Here is a 15,853-nt window from a genome sequence, read left to right on the forward strand (position 1 = left end):
GTCGCAGTATCCGTCGAGAATGGAGCCCGGGCAGTTGCGGAGACACTTCACGATCCGGCCTCCCGCAGCGCCTCCTGATAGGCGTTCACCGCGACCCGCGCGTCGGTCAGGTCGCACGGCGCCGTGTAGAGCACCGCCCGCACCCGATCGGCCGCGCCGGCCAGCGCCGCGTGCCCGTCCAGGCCGCGGCGCTTCGCCTTCGCCTCGTATGCCTCGAACCGCCCGCGCAACTCGTTGCGCGCCGCCAGCAGGCCGTCGTTGCGCACCGCCACCTCGTCCAGCTCGGCCCGCCGGGCGCGCGCCCGGCGGGTCCACTCGGCCAGCCGCGGGCTGACGTGCGCCCAGTGCCCGGCCGCCGCGAGCGCCTCGATGCCCAGCAGGTCGGGCCGCAGGTCGGGGCCCTGCAGCAGGGTCACCGCGCCGCCGCTGATCCGGCTGGCCGCGTGCGACGCGGTCTGCACCGCCGCCTTCTCCGCCTGCTCGACCTCGTCGAGCAGGCGGCGCGCCTCGGCCAGCCGGGCGGTCAGCGTGTCGCGCAGCTCGCCGGCCGAGGTGCGCTCGGCGTCCGCGCGCTCGATCATCGTGCGGATCCGGGCCAGCTCGGACTCGTCCACGCCGAGCGGGTCGGAGGCCATCATCTGGGTGAAGTACTTCAGCCGCCGGTCCGCGTCCGTCAGCACCGGCAGCGTGCGGCCCTCGCGGCGGACCAGGGCCTGCACGTTGGCCAGCGAGGCGGCCGTCTCGGCGGTGCCGGCCAGCAGCCGGTGCCACACGTCGCCGGCCCGGGTCACCACATCGGCCACGGTCGCGAACGCCGCCTCCATGCCGGAGAGCAACTCGCCCGGGGTGCAGCTGCGGGTGACCTGACCGGCGCCCAGCAGGCCGCGCTGGGCCAGGGGCACCACCGAGGTGGACAGCGTGATCGAGCGGCCGAGCACCTGGTGCGCGAACGCCGGGATCGGGCCGTCCTTCAGCGCCCGGGCCTCGGTGATCGCGTTGGTCAGCTGCGCGTAGCCGTCCCACAGGCGGGTCAGCTCGGCCTTGGCCTTGGCCCAGGACGACGCGGTGCGCCCGGTCAGCCGGCGCTGGTCGAGGTCGCGGCGGGCGACGCTGTTGTCCAGGTCGATCAGGTTCTGCGCGACCACGGCCGCGGCCGCCTCGAGTCGCGCCAGCTCGGCGCGCGGATCGGTCATAGCGTGTACTCGGCCCGGGGTGGCGCCGGCGCCGGGCCGAAGTCACCGAGCCAGCGCTCGTACGTCCTCTTCCAGGTGCCGTTCGCGCGGTTGCGCTCGAGCACCGCGTTCACGAACCGGGTGAACTCCGGGTGGTCCTTCGACATCGCCATCCCGTACGGCTCGACCGTGAACTTGTCGCCGACCACCTTCGCATACGGGTCCTGGGCGGCCAGACCCGCCAGGATCGTGTCGTCGGTGGAGATCGCGTCCACCTCGTTCTGCTGGAACGCGACGAGGCAGTCGGCGAACCCGGCGCGGGCCACCGGAATCGGCTTGGACTCGCTGATCTCGATGTTCTCCAGCGAGGTCGAGCCGGACACCGCGCAGACCTTCTTGCCGCCCAGGTCACCGATGCCCTTGGCGGTCGAGTTGGTGGACACCAGCACGCGCTGGCCGGCGTCGTAGTAGACGGTGGAGAAGTCGACCTCCTGCAGCCGCGAACAATTGATCGTCATGGTGTCGGCGATCAGGTCCACGGTGCCGTCGGCCGCGTACTGCACGCGCTGGTCGTACCCGACGACCTTGATCTGGATCTTGTCGGGGTCGCCGAAGATGGCCTCGGCGATCTGCCGGCCCATGTCCACGTCGAAGCCCTCGATCTTGCCGGTGAACGGGTTGCGCGAGCTGAACAGCAGGGTGTCCTGGCTGGTGCCGATGATGAGCCGGCCGCGCTTGCGGATCTCCGCCATGTAGGAGTCGGCGGGGAACGCGCCGGGCGCGGGCAGCTTGCCGGTCGGGCGCAGGCTCTCGCGCGGCTTGCAGTCCGCCGGCGCGTCGACCACCGGCGGCGCGATCGGCGCCGGACGCTCGATGCGCTCGATCAGGTCGGGGTCGCCGCTGCTCGTGCACCCGGCCGCCAGCAGCGGCAGCACCAGCGCGGCCGCCAGCAGGAACCGCCTCATCGATATTCCTCCAGCCGCGGGCGCAGGCCGACGAAGGCCAGCGCGGCGATGATCAGGGCGAGCACCGGACCGGTCACGGTGAGCAGGGTGATCGCCCGCCCGGCCGCGCCGATCTCGTCGTTGAAGGCCGCCTTCCGGTCCTCCAGCGCGAGGCCGATCTGGTCGGTGAGCCGCTGGAACACGGCGGTCGTCTCGGCGCCGACGGCGAGCTTCACGGCGCCGTCATGGTCGCCCTTCTCGTCCAGCGCGCGGATCTGGTTGTGCGCCGCCAGGTATTCGTCGTGCGCGGTCATCGCGGACCGCACGGCGGCCAGCGCTTCGTCGTTCACCGACCCCTCGGCCACCGCGAGCAGGCCGTGCGAACCGCGCATCCGGTCCGCCACCGTGTCGAAGTCCTGCTCGTACTGCGCGCCGTTGCCCCGGGCGGCCAGCGTCAGCGCCTCGTCGCCACGCTCGCGCAACGCGAAGATCCGGGCCTGGGCCAGCAGGGTCACCGGCGTCGAGCCTTCGTGGTCGGCGTCGTCCAGATGGCTGCGCTGGGTGAGCAGGGCGGCGCCGGAGATCAGGCCGAGCAGCAGGGTCAGCGCGGTGGCGACCACCAGCGGGATGTTGAAGGTGCGCTTGGTGGTGCGGCTCAGGTGCACCTGCGCCTGCGCGAGGCCGAGCAGCAGCAGGACGCCCACCACGAAGTAGAGGATCACCCAGCCGGTGCCCTTGGCGGCCGAGTAGCCGCGGTCCACCTCGTGCTGGGCGATCCGGAACAGCGCCTGGGCCTGCGGCTGCAGCGTCTCGCGGTTGAGCTCCGAGGCGTTCGACAGATAGGCCGCGCCGACCGGCAGGCCCTGGCGGTTGTTCGCCCGCGCGGCGGCCACCAGGGCCGCGTAACGCGTCACGCCGGTGGACAGCGCCTGGACCGTCTCAGCCGGCTCGCCGCCCTCCGGGGTGCGCCGGGCCGCCGAGGTCAGCGCCGTCGTGACCCGGGTCAGGTCGTCCTCGTAACGCCGGGTCAGCTCGGCCGGCTCCAGCCCGCCGGCCAGGAACGCCTGCGCCGCCGTGGTGTCCGCGTCGGCCAGCGCGGAGTAGATCGTCTCCGCCTCCACCAGCAGCGGCTGCGCGCGCTCGCCCAGGTCGTCGGTGCCGGTGCCGGTCTCGGTGGCCACCACCGCGGCGAGCAGGCCGGTGAGCAGGCCCAGCGCCAGCAGCGCGCCGAGGATGAGCTGCAGCTTGCCGGGCGACGTGTGGCGCAGCTGGGCGACGCGCGTGAGCCCGGGCCGTTCCAGCTGAACCGTGGTCACGCGTCGTCCTCCGTCATGGCCCTACTGTTCTACATCCACGCAACGGCGATTTGTCTAAGTGAGCTCGCGCTTGAGCAGTTTGCCGGTGGCGGTCATCGGCAGGGAATCGACGAACTGGACGATCCTCGGGTATTTGTAGCTCGCCATCTGCTCGCGGCTCCAGGCGACCAGTTCGTCCTCGGTGGTGGTCACGCCGGCGTTGCGGATCACGTACGCCTTGATCTCCTCGCCGTGGCTCTCGTGCGGCACGCCGATGACCGCGGCCAGGGAGACCGCCTCGTGCGTCATCAGCACCTCCTCGATCTCCCGCGGATAGACGTTGAAGCCACCGCGGATGATCATGTCCTTGGCGCGGTCGACGATGTAGTAGAAGCCGTCCTTGTCGCGGCGGGCCAGGTCGCCGCTGCGGAACCAGCCGTCCTTCATCACCTCGGCGGTCGCCTCGGGCCGGTTGTAGTAGCCGCGCATGATGTTGTGCCCGCGGATCGCCACCTCGCCGATCTCGTCCGAGCCCTCGACGGTGTTCCACTCCGGGTCGATCAGCTTCACCTGGACGCCCCAGATCGGGATGCCGATGGATCCGGGACGCGGGTCCGAGTTGGGATCCGAGAACGTCGCCACCGGAGACGTCTCGCTCAGGCCGTACCCCTCCAGGATCTGCACCCCGAAACGGTCCTTGACCTGGTGGATGATCTCGACCGGCAGACTCGAGCCGCCGCTGACCGCCACCCGCATGTTGTCCGCGATCCGCTGCACGTCCACGCCCTCGGACAGGGCGTTCAGCAAACCCCAGTACATCGTGGGTACGCCCGCGAAGAACGTCACGCTCTCCGCCTCGAGCAGCTTGACCGCCGCGGCGGCGTCGAAGCGGGGGAGCAGCACCAGCGTGCTCGCGGTGGCGAAGCCGGCGTTCATGTTCACCGTCGAGCCGAACGAGTGGAACAGCGGCAGCACGGCCAGGTGGGTGTCCCGGCCCGACGGCGACTGGAAGAGCCGATTGCAGGTGAGCGCGTTGAACAGCAGGTTCGCGTGGGAGAGCTCGGCACCCTTGGCCTGCCCGGTGGTGCCGCTGGTGTAGAGGATGACCGCCGGGTCGGTCTCCGGCAGCAGCACCGCCTCGAACTTCGGCGACTGCCCGGCGAGCGCGCGGCCCATCGTCTCGGCGCCCTCGATCGGCGACTCGGCGGCCGGGTCGGCGGTGATCAGGAAGAAGTGCTCGCAGCCGTCGGTCTGGTCGAAGCCGGCCTTGCCCGCCTCGCCCATCGGCAGCTCGGCGGTGCCCTGGAAGCAGAAGTACGCCGTCGCCTCGGAGTCGGCCAGGTGGTAGGCCACCTCGCGGCCCTTGAGCAGCACGTTCAGCGGGACGACGACGGCGCCGGCCTTGAGGATGCCGTAGTAGACGACCGGGAAGTAGGGCAGGTTGGGGCAGGACAACGCCACCTTGTCGCCGGGCCGGATGCCGCGGCTGACCAGCATGTTCGCCACCTGGTTGGCGGCGCCGTCCACCTGGGCGTAGCTGAGCCGGGTGTCGCCGAGCACGACGGCGGTCCGCTCGGGAAAGGTGCGGGCGGAGTCCTCGAGCAAGATCGACAGGTTCAGCATGGTGCTCCTCCGGATCTGTGACGGCCGTCTCAGTGCAGCATGCCATCCGAAGCTGGGAAATCAGCCTTGCAGGTAGGCCAGGACGGCGCGGACCCGGCGATGGTCGTCGGAGTCCGGCGGCAGGTCGAGCTTCAGCAGCAGGCTGCCGATGTGCTTGGCGACCGCCGCCTCGGAGACCACCATGGCGCGGGCGATCGCGGTGTTGGACCGGCCCTCGGCCATCAGCGCCAGCACCTCACGCTCGCGCGGGGTCAGCCGCTGCAGCGGGGCCTTGCGCCGGCCGAGCAGCTGGCGCACCACCTCGGGGTCGACCACCGTGCGGCCGGCGGCCACCCGTTCCAGCGCCTCGACGAACTCGGTGACCTCGCCGATCCGGTCCTTGAGCAGGTAGCCGACGCCGGCCGGATGGTCCGACTCCAGCAGCTCGGCCGCGTAGGTCTGCTCCACATATTGGCTCAGCACCAGGACCGGCATGTTCGTGGCCCGCAGGGCGATCGCGGCCTGAAGGCCCTCGTCGGCGAAGGCCGGCGGCATCCGGACGTCGGTCACCACCACGTCCGGCGCCAGCGCCTCGACGGCCTTGATCAGGGCGGTGGCGTCACCGACCGCGGCGACGACGTCGTGGCCGAAGCGGCGCAGCATGCCGGCGATGCCCTCGCGGACGATCAGGCCGTCCTCGGCGATCACCACGCGCACGGGATCTCCACGCGCACCAGGGTGGGGCCGCCCAGCGGGCTGGACACCGCCACCGTGCCGTCCACCGCGGCCACCCGGTCGGCGAGCCCGACCAGCCCGCTGCCGTTCGCCGGGTCCGCGCCGCCGCGGCCGTCGTCGCCGATCTCCACCAGCAGCCGGTCGTGCCGCAGACGCGCGGTGATCCGGGCGTGCCGGGCGCCGCTGTGCTTGGCCACGTTCGCCAGCGCCTCCACCACCACGAAATAGGCGGTCACCTCGACCGCCGCGGGCAGCCGCTCGGTCAGCAGATCGAGGTGGATCGGCACCGGCGCGGTGCTCGCCACGTCGCGTACGGCGGCGGCCAGCCCCCGGTCGGTCAGCACCTTGGGGTGCACGCCGCGGATCAGCTCGCGGATCTCGGTCAGCGCTTCCTTGGCCAGCTCGTGCGCGGCCGTCACCGACCCGGCCGCCGCCGACCCCGCGGGCAGTTCGAGCCGGGCCAGCCCGAGCTGCATGCTCAGCGCGACCAGCCGCTGCTGCGCGCCGTCGTGCAGGTCCCGCTCGATCCGCCGGCGCTCCACCTCGAACGCGTCCACCAGCCGGGCCCGCGACCGGGTCACCTCGACCAGCCGCTCGTCGGTGTCGCCCGAGCGGGGCGCCAGGATCGCGCGGGCCATCGCCGCCCGCGCGCCGGCCCAGGCGGTCACCGGCCAGGCCATCACCATGGTCAGCGGGATGCCGGCCAGCAACGCGGTGAGGCCCAGCGACACGCTCTCCACCCACAGCGGCCCGAGCAGCAAAGCGAACGGAATGTAGAGGGCGCAGCCCACCACCGCCGCATCCATCCAGCAGAGCAGCCCGGCGGAGATCGCCGCGTAACCGAGCTCGCGCCACGTCGCCTGCTCCCGCAGCCGCAGCGCGAGCCAGGCCCGCAGACCCTGGCGGGGCGGCGGGCGGTGCGGATCGGGCAGCACGTCGTGGTCGACCAGCCGCAGCCGCCAGCGCTCGAGCCGGGCCACCGCGATGCCGGACAGCAGCGTGGCGATCAGACCGCCGGCGCCGATCAGCACCACCGCCAGGGCCAGCCCGGCGGCGAGCAGCCCGACCACCGCCAGGATCGTGGTCATGCCGAGCAGCGCGCCGCCCACCAGGTAGGCGAACGAGCGCCACGGCCAGGACGAGCGCAGGAACACCGTCGGGCGCAGGGTGAGCGCGTCGAGGGCGTTGCGGACCATGCCTGGACGCTACCCAAGCGACGCCCGGTCCACGGTAGTGCTGGGTATACCCCCGACTGTCGACTCCGCGTGAATGTGCGTCGATGGCCGGGCCGGAAGGCTCGTCGCCATGACCTCAGCACTCGAACTGCGCGGCGTGTCCCGCGTCTTCGGCGACGGCGAGCGTGCGGTGACCGCCCTCGACCACGTCGACCTGGTGGTGCCGCCCGGCTCCTGCACCGCCGTGATGGGCCCGTCCGGCTCCGGCAAGTCCACCCTGCTGCATTGCGCGGCCGGGCTCGACCGGGTCACCGCCGGCGTCGTGGAGATCGACGGCGTGCCGCTGACCGACCTCTCCGAACGCCGGCTCACCAAGCTGCGCCGCGGCCGCGTCGGCTTCGTCTTCCAGGCCTTCAACCTGATCCCGGCGCTGACCGCGGCGCAGAACGTCGCCCTGCCGCTGCGCCTGGCCGGTCGCCGTCCGGCCGCCGGAGAGGTGACCGCGATGCTGACCGAGGTGGGCCTCGCGGACCGCGCCGGCCACCGCCCGTCCGAGCTGTCCGGCGGCCAGCAGCAGCGGGTGGCGATCGCGCGCGCCCTGGTCACCCGGCCGGCCGTGCTTTTCGCCGACGAGCCGACCGGCGCTCTGGACGCCGCGTCCGGCCGCGAGGTGCTGCGCCTGCTGCGGGCGGCGGTGGACCGGCACGGGCAGACGGTGGTGATGGTGACCCACGATCCGGTCGCCGCCGCGCACGCCGACCGGGTGGTCTTCCTGGCCGACGGCCGCGTGGTCGAGCAGTCGGACGGACCGCTGAGCGCGCCGCAGATCGCGGGCGCGCTGGTCGCCGCGGAACGGAGCGCCTGGTGATCGCCTGGCAGATGGTGCGGCGCCGATTCGCCGCCTTCGCCGGCACGTTCCTCGCGATCGCCGCCGGGGTCGCCCTCGTCGGCGGCGCGACCACCCTCTGGCTGTCCTCCCAGCCACAAACCCCTTCCCGGTACGCCCACAGCCCCGTCCTGGCGCAGTCCCCGGAGTCCGGAGTGGACGACGACGACCGGCCGGCCCGTCGCGCGTGGACGACCGGCGAGGCCGAAGCACTGGCGTCCCGGCTGTCCGCGCTGCCGGGCGTGACCGCCGCGATCCCGGATCCCGCCTTCTACATCCAGCGCGTCATCGGCGGCCGGCCCACCGGCGACCCCGAGGAGTCGCTGATCGACGGCCACGCCTGGTCGTCGGCCGCGCTCGGCGGCTACGCCCTGACCGCGGGCCGGCCGCCGTCCCGAGCCGGCGAGGTCGCGGTGGCCGTGGTGCCGCCGGGCGAACGCATCGACGTGCTGACCGCCGCGGGCCCGGCCACCTGGACGGTCACCGGCACGGTCGGCGGTCCCGGCTTCTACGTCGCCGACGATGAGGCGGCGCGCAGGTCGTCCGGCATCCGGGTGATCGGCCTGACCACGGACGCCGACCCGGCGACCGTGGCGTCCGCCGCCCGCGAGCTGCTCCCCGGCCCCTCCGACTCGGTGCTGGTGGGCGACGATCGGGCCCGACTCGAGCCGGTCGCCGTCACCCGGATCCGGTGGCTCGGCGCCCAGCTGCTGATCGCGATGGTCGGGCTCGGTGCCTTCGTGGCGATCTTCGTGGTCGCTTCCACCTGCGCGCTGAGCACCGCGCAGCGGCGGCGGGAGATCGGCCTGCTGCGCGCGGTCGGCGCCACGCCGGGCCAGGTGCGGCGGCTGCTCTACGGCGAGACGCTGGTGCTCGCGGCGCTGGCCGGAGTGGTCGGTGTGGCGGCCGGAGCGCTGGCCGCGCCGCTGCTGGCCGGGCCGTTCGTCCGGGCCGGTCTGGAACCGGCCGGCTTCACCGTCTCCACGCAGCCGGCGGCGCTGGCCGGGGCCTATCTGATGGGCATCGTGGTGGCCCTGGCCGGCGTGTGGGCGGTGGCCCGCCGGGCCGGCCGGATCCCGGCGCTGGACGCGCTGCGCGAGGCGGCCGTGGAGAAGCGGGCGATGACGCCGCCGCGCTGGGTCGCCGGGCTGCTGGCCGTGGTCGCCGGGCTGGTCCTGCTGTTCGCGGTGCCGGTGTTGCCGGTGGAGACCCAGTCGACGGCCGGGCTGGGTGCGGCGATGCTGCTGCTGACCGGCGCCGCGCTGCTGGCGCCGGTGCTGATCGTCCCGCTGGTGCGGGTGGTGACCTGGCCGTGGCGCCGCTCGGCGATCGGCATGCTGATCCGGGAGGGCACGCTGACCGGGGTGCGGCGGGTCGCGTCGACGGCGGCGCCGGTGCTGCTCACGGTGGGTTTCACGGTGTTGCTGACCGGCACGGTGGCGACCATCCAGGAGGTGGCCGGCATCGACCTCGCCGACGACTATCCGGCGGTGTCGGTCGCCGTGCCGGACGGGGTGCCGGGCCTCTCCGAGGCCGCGGTGGCCGCGCAACCGGGCCGGTCCCGCCTGCCCACCATGGTTCACCTCGCGCACGACGGCAGGTCGATCAGCTTCCCGGCGGCCGGCGCGGACGACGAGTTGGTCGTGCACGCCGGGACGGCCACGAAGCTGGGGGTGGCGGCCGGCGACGAGGTGGCGGTGGGCTGGGCCGACGGCACCACATCGGACCTTCGGGTCGCCTCGGTGTCGGCGGACGCGCCGGCCGCGGTCGTGCTGCCACGGGCCCTGGTGCGGGCGCACGATCCCGGCGCGCTGACCGACGTGGTGCTGCTGGACGGCGGGGCCGTCCCGGCGGCCGGGGTGCGGGAGATGAGCGTGCGCGCCTGGGTGCAGATCGGGATCGATCGGGAGGGACGGCTGATCGACGTCTTCCTGCTCGTGCTGATCGGCCTGTCGGTCGGCTACACCGGCCTGGCCGTGGCGAACACGTTGCTGATGGCCACCGCGGCCCGTCGGCCGGAGTTCCGGGCGCTGCGCCTGGCCGGCGCCGGGCAGGGGCACACGCTCCGGATCGCCGCCGCCGAGGGCCTGCTCGCGGTCCTGGTGGGCACGGTGCTGGGCGCGGCCGTGGCGGCGGTCTCGCTGACCGGCGTCAGCCGCGCCGTCGAGTCCGAGCTGGACATGCCGGTGCCGATCGTCATCCCCTGGCCGGCGGCCCTCTGGGTGACCGCCGTCTGCGCGGCGATCGCCCTGGTCGCCACGGCGGTCCCGGTGCTGCGCCGGGGCCCGGCCCTGAGCACCTGACGGGGATCCGCCCGCGCGGCCTGCGGGAGGCCGAGACGCCTTCCGTCATCGCACGACTCGGCCGGCGGCGAGGTGCACGGCGGTGTAGGCGCGCAGGACGAAGGTCGGTCGCTGCACCGGTTCGGCGGCCAGGGCGAGCCGCGGCGCGTGGTCGAGCAGGGCGGTCAGGCCGGCCTGCAGCTCGATCCGGGCCAGCGGCGCGCCCAGGCAGAAGTGCAGCCCGGCCCCGAAGCCCAGGTGCGGGTTCGGGTCCCGCCCGACGTCGAACACATCGGGGGAGTCGAACACCAGCGGGTCGCGGTTGGCGGCCCCGAGCAGCGCCGCCACCGCGCCACCCTCGGGGATCGTGACCCCGCCGACGGACACCGGCGCCGCGGCGGTCCGGACGAACATGTGCAGCGGTGGGTCGTACCGGATCATCTCCTCGGCGGCGGGGGCGATCAGCCGGCGGTCGGACCGCAGGCGGGCCACCTGATCGGGGTGCCGCAGAAGGGCGACCACCCCGCCGCCGAACGCGTTCACCGAGGCCTCGTGCCCCGCGTTGAGCAACAGGATCGCCGACGCGACCACCTCGTCCGCGGTGAGGTCGGCGGCCACCAGATGGCTGATCAGGTCGTCGCGGGGCCGGTCGCGCCGCAGCGCGGCCAGCCACCGCAGATAGTCGGCGAACTCGCGGCAGGCGGTCAGGGCGGCGGCTTCGACCTCGGGGGTACGGGACACCTCGTACATCCCCACGATCGCGGCGGACCAGGGCCGAAGCCGATGCCGATCCGCGTGCGGGACGCCGAGCAGTTCGGCGATGACCGTGACCGCGAGCGGTTCCGCGACGTCCGCGAGCAGGTCGAAGGACGGCCCGGCGGCGGCCAGCAGCGAGCGGGCCGACCCGGCCACGGCCGGCCGCAGCCGTGCCACGTGCCCCCGGGCGAAGGCCGCCGACACCTGGGACCGCAGCCGGGTGTGCGCGGGCGGCTCGTTCTCCATCATCTGGTTGCGGTGCAGCAGGTTGAACGGCTCGTACACGTCCAGCGGGGTGCGGTCGCGCCAGAACCGGCCCAGCCGGCGATCGCGCAGCACCGCGGACGCCGTGGCATGGCTCGCCGCCAGCCAGGTGCCGGTCGGCTCGTGCCAGCTCACCGGCTCTTTCGCGCGTAACGCGGCGAGGGCCGGATACGGATCCCGCAGAAAGGACGGATCCGTGAGGTCGAGCGTCACTTTCGCCGCGGGCGAAGGGTGGGGCGGCAACCCCGGTCCCTCCACCCGCGACACCGGGACCTCATGTGCGGTCCGGGGTGTCGGCCTCACCGGGGCGGCGGCTGGCGCGACCGGATACTTCGTCTCGGAAATCTTGCAGAATGCAGCGCAGATGAACGCCCAGCAGGTCGGCGCGCACGTGCAGCTCGTCCCGCGGCCGCAGCGGCAACCCGGGCAGTCGCATCTTTTCCTGCAGGGCCAGGTCCTCGGCCAGCACCGCCTCCTCGAACGCGACCTCGTCCGCCACCACGGACGGGCCGGGATCGGCGACGCCGCCGATGCCGTGGAGCAGCATCTTCGTGTAGATGCGGGTGCTGGTCAGCGTCTCCGGCTGGGCGAAGAACAGGATCGTCTTGACCGCCCCGGCGTCCAGCTCCTCGAGCCGCAGCAGCAGCTGGAACGGCGCGCGATAGACATAGGTCGCGCGCCGCCGCTGCCGCATCGGCCGCAGACCGTCCGCCACGCCCGGGTCGCCGGGGTTGTCGAACCACTGTTCCTGCACGCTGCGGCACTCGAAGCGCGCGGTGGTGACCTCGTATCGCGGCACCACCTTCTCCTCGGCGGCGCCGAACGTGCCGGCGTGCACGAACGGGAAATGCGCGACGTCGAGGAAGTTGTCGGCCACCGCACCGGCGGGCGCCGACGTGCGGACCGGCGGCAGCCAGGCGCCCACATAGGCGGCGTCGTCCTCGTCGGGGTCCGGGAAGAGGTCGATCACGGGGGTGTCGAGAGCGGCCCAGAGCATTCCCCAGCGCTCCCGGACGGCCAGATCAGAGAGCTGGTAGGTGTCGCCCAGCAGCTGCACCGACGCGGGGTTCTCCGCGGCCAGGGCGACGGGATGCCAGCCGTGCCGCAACGCCGGGTCCACATTGGTCAACAGGTCGAGGTCGGCCTCGGTCAGGTCCGAGGACGCCACCGAGACCACGCCGTCGGCGACGCGCACCCGTGGGCCGGCGGGCAGGTTCGCTCGCGGGGGAGTGGCGCCCTCCTGGGAGGGCAGGGCGACGCAGGCGCCCGTGCCGTCGAACTCCCAGCCGTGGTAGATGCAGCGCAACCGCCCGTCGCCCAGCGCATCCGCCGCGGAGAGGGGGACCAGCCGGTGCGGGCACCGGTCGGCGAAGGCGACCGGCGCGGCATCCGCGAACGGCCGGAAGAGCACCAGGGCCACGCCGTCCGCCTGCACCGCGACCGGCGTCGTGCCGACGTCGGCCTCCGGCGCGACGGGCAGCCACTCCATTTCGACAGTCTGCTCGCCTTTCGTTACGAATACAGTGCCCCGATGACGGAAAATCTGATTCCGGTCCACGACGGCGTGGTCTGGGCCGACGACACCGGCGGCGACCGGCCACCCCTGGTCCTGGTGCACCCGGGCGTCGGCGACTCCCGCATCTGGGACCGGGTGCTGCCCGAGCTGCGCGAGGAACATCGGGTCATCCGGTACGACACCCGCGGCTACGGCCGTTCCCCGGCGCCGGAGAAGCCGTTCTCGATGGTCGAGGATCTGGCCTCGGTGCTCGATCACTTCGGGGTGCCGGCCGCCCCGATCGTCGGCTGCAGCCAGGGCGGCGGGGCGGCGGTCGGTCTCGCGCTGGCCGACCCGCGGCGGGTGTCCGCGCTGATCCTGCTCTGCCCGGGACTGCCCGGCTACCCGATCCCGGCGGACCCCGAGCTGGACGCCGAGTTCGAGGCGGCCGCGGCGGCCGGCCCGGACGCGCTGGCCGAGATCGGGCTGCGGCTGTGGGCGGCGGCCGGACGCACCCCGGAGGTGGTCGACCAGCTGCGCTCGGCGGCCCGCGCCTGGATCGCCACCGACGGGCTGGACCGCGGCGACCCGCCGGTCTGGGACCGGCTCGAGCAGATCACCCAGCCCACCGCGCTGCTGGTCGGCGACCTCGACCACGACTGGCTGCTGGCCAGCAACCGGGAGGCCGGCCGGCGCATCCCCGGCTGCCACTACGTGGAACTGCCCGGCGTCGATCACCTGCCGCCGCTGCGTGCGCCCGGCGAGGTGCTCGCGCTGATCCGCGCGACTACGGTTCGATCATGACCTTCTCGATCGTGGCCCGGTCGGCCGGCGGCGTCTCGCTGGGTGTGGCGGTGGCCAGCAAGTTCCTCGGCGCCGGCGCGGCCGTCCCGGCGGCGCTGGCCGACGTCGGCGCGGTGGCCACCCAGTCCTACGCGAACCTGGCCTACCGCCCGCAGGCGCTGGCGCTGCTCGGCACCGGGGTGGCCGCGACCGAGACGGTGGCCGCCCTGCTCGCCGGGGACGCCGGGCCGGTCGATCACCGGCAGGTCGGCGTGGTCGGGGTGGACGGGCCGGGCGCCACGTTCACCGGCGGGCGCTGTCACGACTGGGCCGGTGGCACGGCCGGCGACGGCTATGCGATCCAGGGCAACATGCTGGCCGGGCCGGCGGTGGTCGGGGACATGGAGGCGGCGTGGCTGGCGGACGAGGCCAATCCGCGGCTGGCGTACCGTCTTCTCGCCGCCCTGCGCGCCGGTGACCTGGCCGGCGGCGACCGGCGCGGCCGGCAGAGCGCCGCGCTGCTCGTGGTGGCGAAGGGCATGGGCTACGGCGGCACCAGCGACGTCGTGGTGGATCTGCGGGTCGACGATCATCCGGACCCGGTGGCCGAGCTGACCCGGCTGATGGAGATGCACACGCTCTATTTCGAGCGCCCGGACCCGGCGACGCTGCTGCCGCTGGAGGGCGACCTCGCCGCGGAGGTGCGCGAGCGGCTGGCCAAGGCCGGTCACCCGGCCGGCGCCGACCTGGACGAGGGCCTGGCCTCCTGGGCCGGCATCGAGAACCTGGAGGAGCGCATCGTGGAGGGCGCGATCTGCCCGCTCGTCCTGGACCACCTGCGAGCCGCGACGTGACCACGCGGATCGCCATGTGGTCGGGCCCGCGCAACGTCTCCACCGCGTTGATGCGCAGCTTCGGCGCCCGCCCGGACACGCTGGTCGTGGACGAGCCGCTGTACGCGCACTACCTGGCCGAGACCGGCATCGACCACCCCGGCCGGGCGGAGATCCTGGCCGCCCAGCCCAACCGCTGGCAGGATGCGGCCGCCGCGCTGACCGGGCCGCTGCCGCCCGGCGTGACCGTGCACTACCAGAAGCACATGACCCACCACCTGCTGCCGGACATCGGCCGCGACTGGATCGGCGAGCTGACCAACGCGTTCCTGATCCGCGACCCGGCGCACGTGGTGGCCTCCTATGCCAAGGTGCGCGGCGCGCCCACGCTGGCCGATCTCGGCTATGAGCAGCAGGCCGAGATCTTCGGCGCCTTCGGCGGCCCGGTGGTGGACAGCGCGGCGCTGCTGCGCGACCCCCGCCGGGTGCTGTCCGCGCTGTGCGCCGCGCTCGGCATCCCGTTCGACGAGGCGATGCTGTCCTGGCCGCCCGGTCGCCGCGACACCGACGGGGTGTGGGCGCCGCACTGGTATGCCGGCGTGGAGGCGTCGACCGGTTTCGCGCCGTACGACCCGAAGCCGGCCGAGGTGCCCGAGCGACTGCGATGGCTGGTGGCTCAGGCCCGCCCGTTCTACGAGGCGATGGCCCGCCACCAGCTCGGCTAGACCACCAGCGTGCCGGAGATCGACGCCTTCGAGCGGTAGAGGCCGGCGATCAGCCCGGTCACCGGACCGACCTCGCCCGCGCCGATCACCCGGCCGTCGATGTCCACCACGGCGGCGATCTCGCCCATCGTCCCGGTGCAGAAGACCTCGTCCGCCGCGTACATCTCGGCCAGGGAGATGTCCCTGACCTGGCAGGTGATGCCCTGCGCGGCGGCCAGCTCCAGCACGGTCCGCCGCGTGATGCCCTCCGGGCAGGCGGCCGACGTGGGCGTGTGCAGCGCGCCGTCGACCACCGCGAACAGGTGCGTCGCGTTCGTCTCGGCGACGAAGCCGCGCCCGTCGAGCATCAGCGCGTCGTCCGCGCCGGCCACGTTCGCCTCGATCTTCGCCAGGATCGAGTTGATCAGGTTGTTGTGGTGGATCTTCGGGTCGAGCACGTCCGGTCCCGGCCGCCGCACGCTCGCCGTGACCAGGCTCAGGCCCGACGTGTCGTACACCGGCGCCTTGTGCTCGGCCAGCACGATCACCGTGCAGCCGGCCTGGTTGAGGCGCGGATCCATGCCGCTGGTGACCTTGACGCCGCGGGTCAGGGTCAGCCGGACGTGCACCCCGTCGGTCATCTCGTTGGCCCGCAGTGTCTCGCTGATCGCGTCCACGAACCAAGGATCTTCGGGTACGCCGTGAAAGCCCAGCGCCCGGGCGGAGCGGCGCAGGCGTGCCAGGTGCTCGTAGAGCGCGAAGATCCGGCCCTGGTAGAGCCGCAGTCCCTCCCAGACGGCATCGCCGCCCTGCACCACCGAGTCGAACGGCGAGATCCCCGGCTCGTCCCGGTGCCGCACGACCCCGTTGACCCAATACCTCAGATCGGCGTTCCGCTCGTCGTACTGCTGCAACATGGCGAGGATT

General features: G+C 73.4%; 14 protein-coding genes. 5 read left to right on the forward strand and 9 right to left on the reverse strand.

Annotation, left to right across the window (positions count from 1 at the left end; all coding sequences use genetic code 11):
- Positions 1-47: 47 nt before the first annotated feature.
- Genes ACZ6TI_RS22980 through ACZ6TI_RS23005 form a run of 6 tightly spaced genes read right to left on the reverse strand, consistent with a single transcriptional unit; the run spans position 48 to position 6,944 of the window.
- Positions 48-1,193, reverse strand: a complete 1,146-nt coding sequence (locus tag ACZ6TI_RS22980) for a hypothetical protein (protein WP_465347167.1) — start codon at positions 1,191-1,193, stop codon at positions 48-50.
- Entirely contained in the window at positions 1,190-2,137 is a 948-nt protein-coding gene (locus ACZ6TI_RS22985) for a glutamate ABC transporter substrate-binding protein (protein WP_465347168.1), read from the reverse strand. Before ACZ6TI_RS22985 ends, ACZ6TI_RS22980 begins: the two co-directional genes overlap by 4 nt.
- Positions 2,134-3,432 carry a hypothetical protein gene (locus tag ACZ6TI_RS22990; RefSeq protein WP_465347169.1) on the reverse strand — a complete coding sequence of 433 codons (1,299 nt, stop codon included), beginning with the start codon at positions 3,430-3,432 and terminating at the stop codon, positions 2,134-2,136. Before ACZ6TI_RS22990 ends, ACZ6TI_RS22985 begins: the two co-directional genes overlap by 4 nt.
- 54 nt (positions 3,433-3,486) lie before the next feature.
- Positions 3,487-5,034 carry a long-chain-fatty-acid--CoA ligase gene (locus ACZ6TI_RS22995; protein ID WP_465347170.1) on the reverse strand — a complete coding sequence of 516 codons (1,548 nt, stop codon included), beginning with the start codon at positions 5,032-5,034 and terminating at the stop codon, positions 3,487-3,489.
- A gap of 60 nt (positions 5,035-5,094) precedes the next feature.
- Positions 5,095-5,676, reverse strand: coding sequence for a LuxR C-terminal-related transcriptional regulator (locus tag ACZ6TI_RS23000; protein ID WP_465347451.1), 582 nt, complete (start codon positions 5,674-5,676; stop codon positions 5,095-5,097).
- Between the two features lie 41 nt (positions 5,677-5,717).
- On the reverse strand, positions 5,718-6,944 hold the full coding sequence (locus tag ACZ6TI_RS23005; RefSeq protein WP_465347171.1) for a sensor histidine kinase: 1,227 nt from the start codon (positions 6,942-6,944) through the stop codon (positions 5,718-5,720).
- Between the two features lie 109 nt (positions 6,945-7,053).
- On the opposite strand from ACZ6TI_RS23005, the gene ACZ6TI_RS23010 reads away from it, so the two are divergent.
- Complete coding sequence (locus ACZ6TI_RS23010; RefSeq protein WP_465347172.1) at positions 7,054-7,791, forward strand: ABC transporter ATP-binding protein; 738 nt, start codon at positions 7,054-7,056, stop codon at positions 7,789-7,791.
- Complete coding sequence (locus ACZ6TI_RS23015) at positions 7,788-10,112, forward strand: ABC transporter permease (protein WP_465347173.1); 2,325 nt, start codon at positions 7,788-7,790, stop codon at positions 10,110-10,112. The genes ACZ6TI_RS23010 and ACZ6TI_RS23015 overlap by 4 nt, the downstream gene beginning before the upstream one ends.
- A gap of 45 nt (positions 10,113-10,157) precedes the next feature.
- Here ACZ6TI_RS23015 and ACZ6TI_RS23020 read toward each other — a convergent pair whose 3' ends face one another.
- Together ACZ6TI_RS23020 and ACZ6TI_RS23025 are read right to left on the reverse strand one after the other, a co-directional pair.
- The gene (locus ACZ6TI_RS23020; RefSeq protein WP_465347174.1) at positions 10,158-11,324 is read right to left on the reverse strand and encodes a cytochrome P450; all 1,167 of its coding nucleotides are present in this window, start codon (positions 11,322-11,324) and stop codon (positions 10,158-10,160) included.
- Positions 11,325-11,385: 61 nt separating this feature from the next.
- The gene (locus ACZ6TI_RS23025) at positions 11,386-12,600 is read right to left on the reverse strand and encodes a Rieske 2Fe-2S domain-containing protein (RefSeq protein WP_465347175.1); all 1,215 of its coding nucleotides are present in this window, start codon (positions 12,598-12,600) and stop codon (positions 11,386-11,388) included.
- Between the two features lie 42 nt (positions 12,601-12,642).
- On the opposite strand from ACZ6TI_RS23025, the gene ACZ6TI_RS23030 reads away from it, so the two are divergent.
- The 3 genes from ACZ6TI_RS23030 to ACZ6TI_RS23040 are packed head-to-tail and all read left to right on the forward strand — an operon-like array spanning position 12,643 to position 14,947.
- Positions 12,643-13,410, forward strand: a complete 768-nt coding sequence (locus ACZ6TI_RS23030) for an alpha/beta fold hydrolase (protein WP_465347176.1) — start codon at positions 12,643-12,645, stop codon at positions 13,408-13,410.
- Positions 13,407-14,243, forward strand: a complete 837-nt coding sequence (locus ACZ6TI_RS23035) for a DUF1028 domain-containing protein (RefSeq protein ID WP_465347177.1) — start codon at positions 13,407-13,409, stop codon at positions 14,241-14,243. Before ACZ6TI_RS23030 ends, ACZ6TI_RS23035 begins: the two co-directional genes overlap by 4 nt.
- The gene (locus tag ACZ6TI_RS23040) at positions 14,240-14,947 is read left to right on the forward strand and encodes a sulfotransferase-like domain-containing protein (RefSeq protein WP_465347178.1); all 708 of its coding nucleotides are present in this window, start codon (positions 14,240-14,242) and stop codon (positions 14,945-14,947) included. Before ACZ6TI_RS23035 ends, ACZ6TI_RS23040 begins: the two co-directional genes overlap by 4 nt.
- Here ACZ6TI_RS23040 and ACZ6TI_RS23045 read toward each other — a convergent pair.
- Entirely contained in the window at positions 14,944-15,843 is a 900-nt protein-coding gene (locus ACZ6TI_RS23045) for an aminotransferase class IV (protein WP_465347179.1), read from the reverse strand. The two genes, ACZ6TI_RS23040 and ACZ6TI_RS23045, sit on opposite strands and share 4 nt — an antisense overlap.
- Between the last annotated feature and the right edge of the window lie 10 nt (positions 15,844-15,853).

Source organism: Actinoplanes sp. NPDC051388 (genome assembly GCF_055586225.1).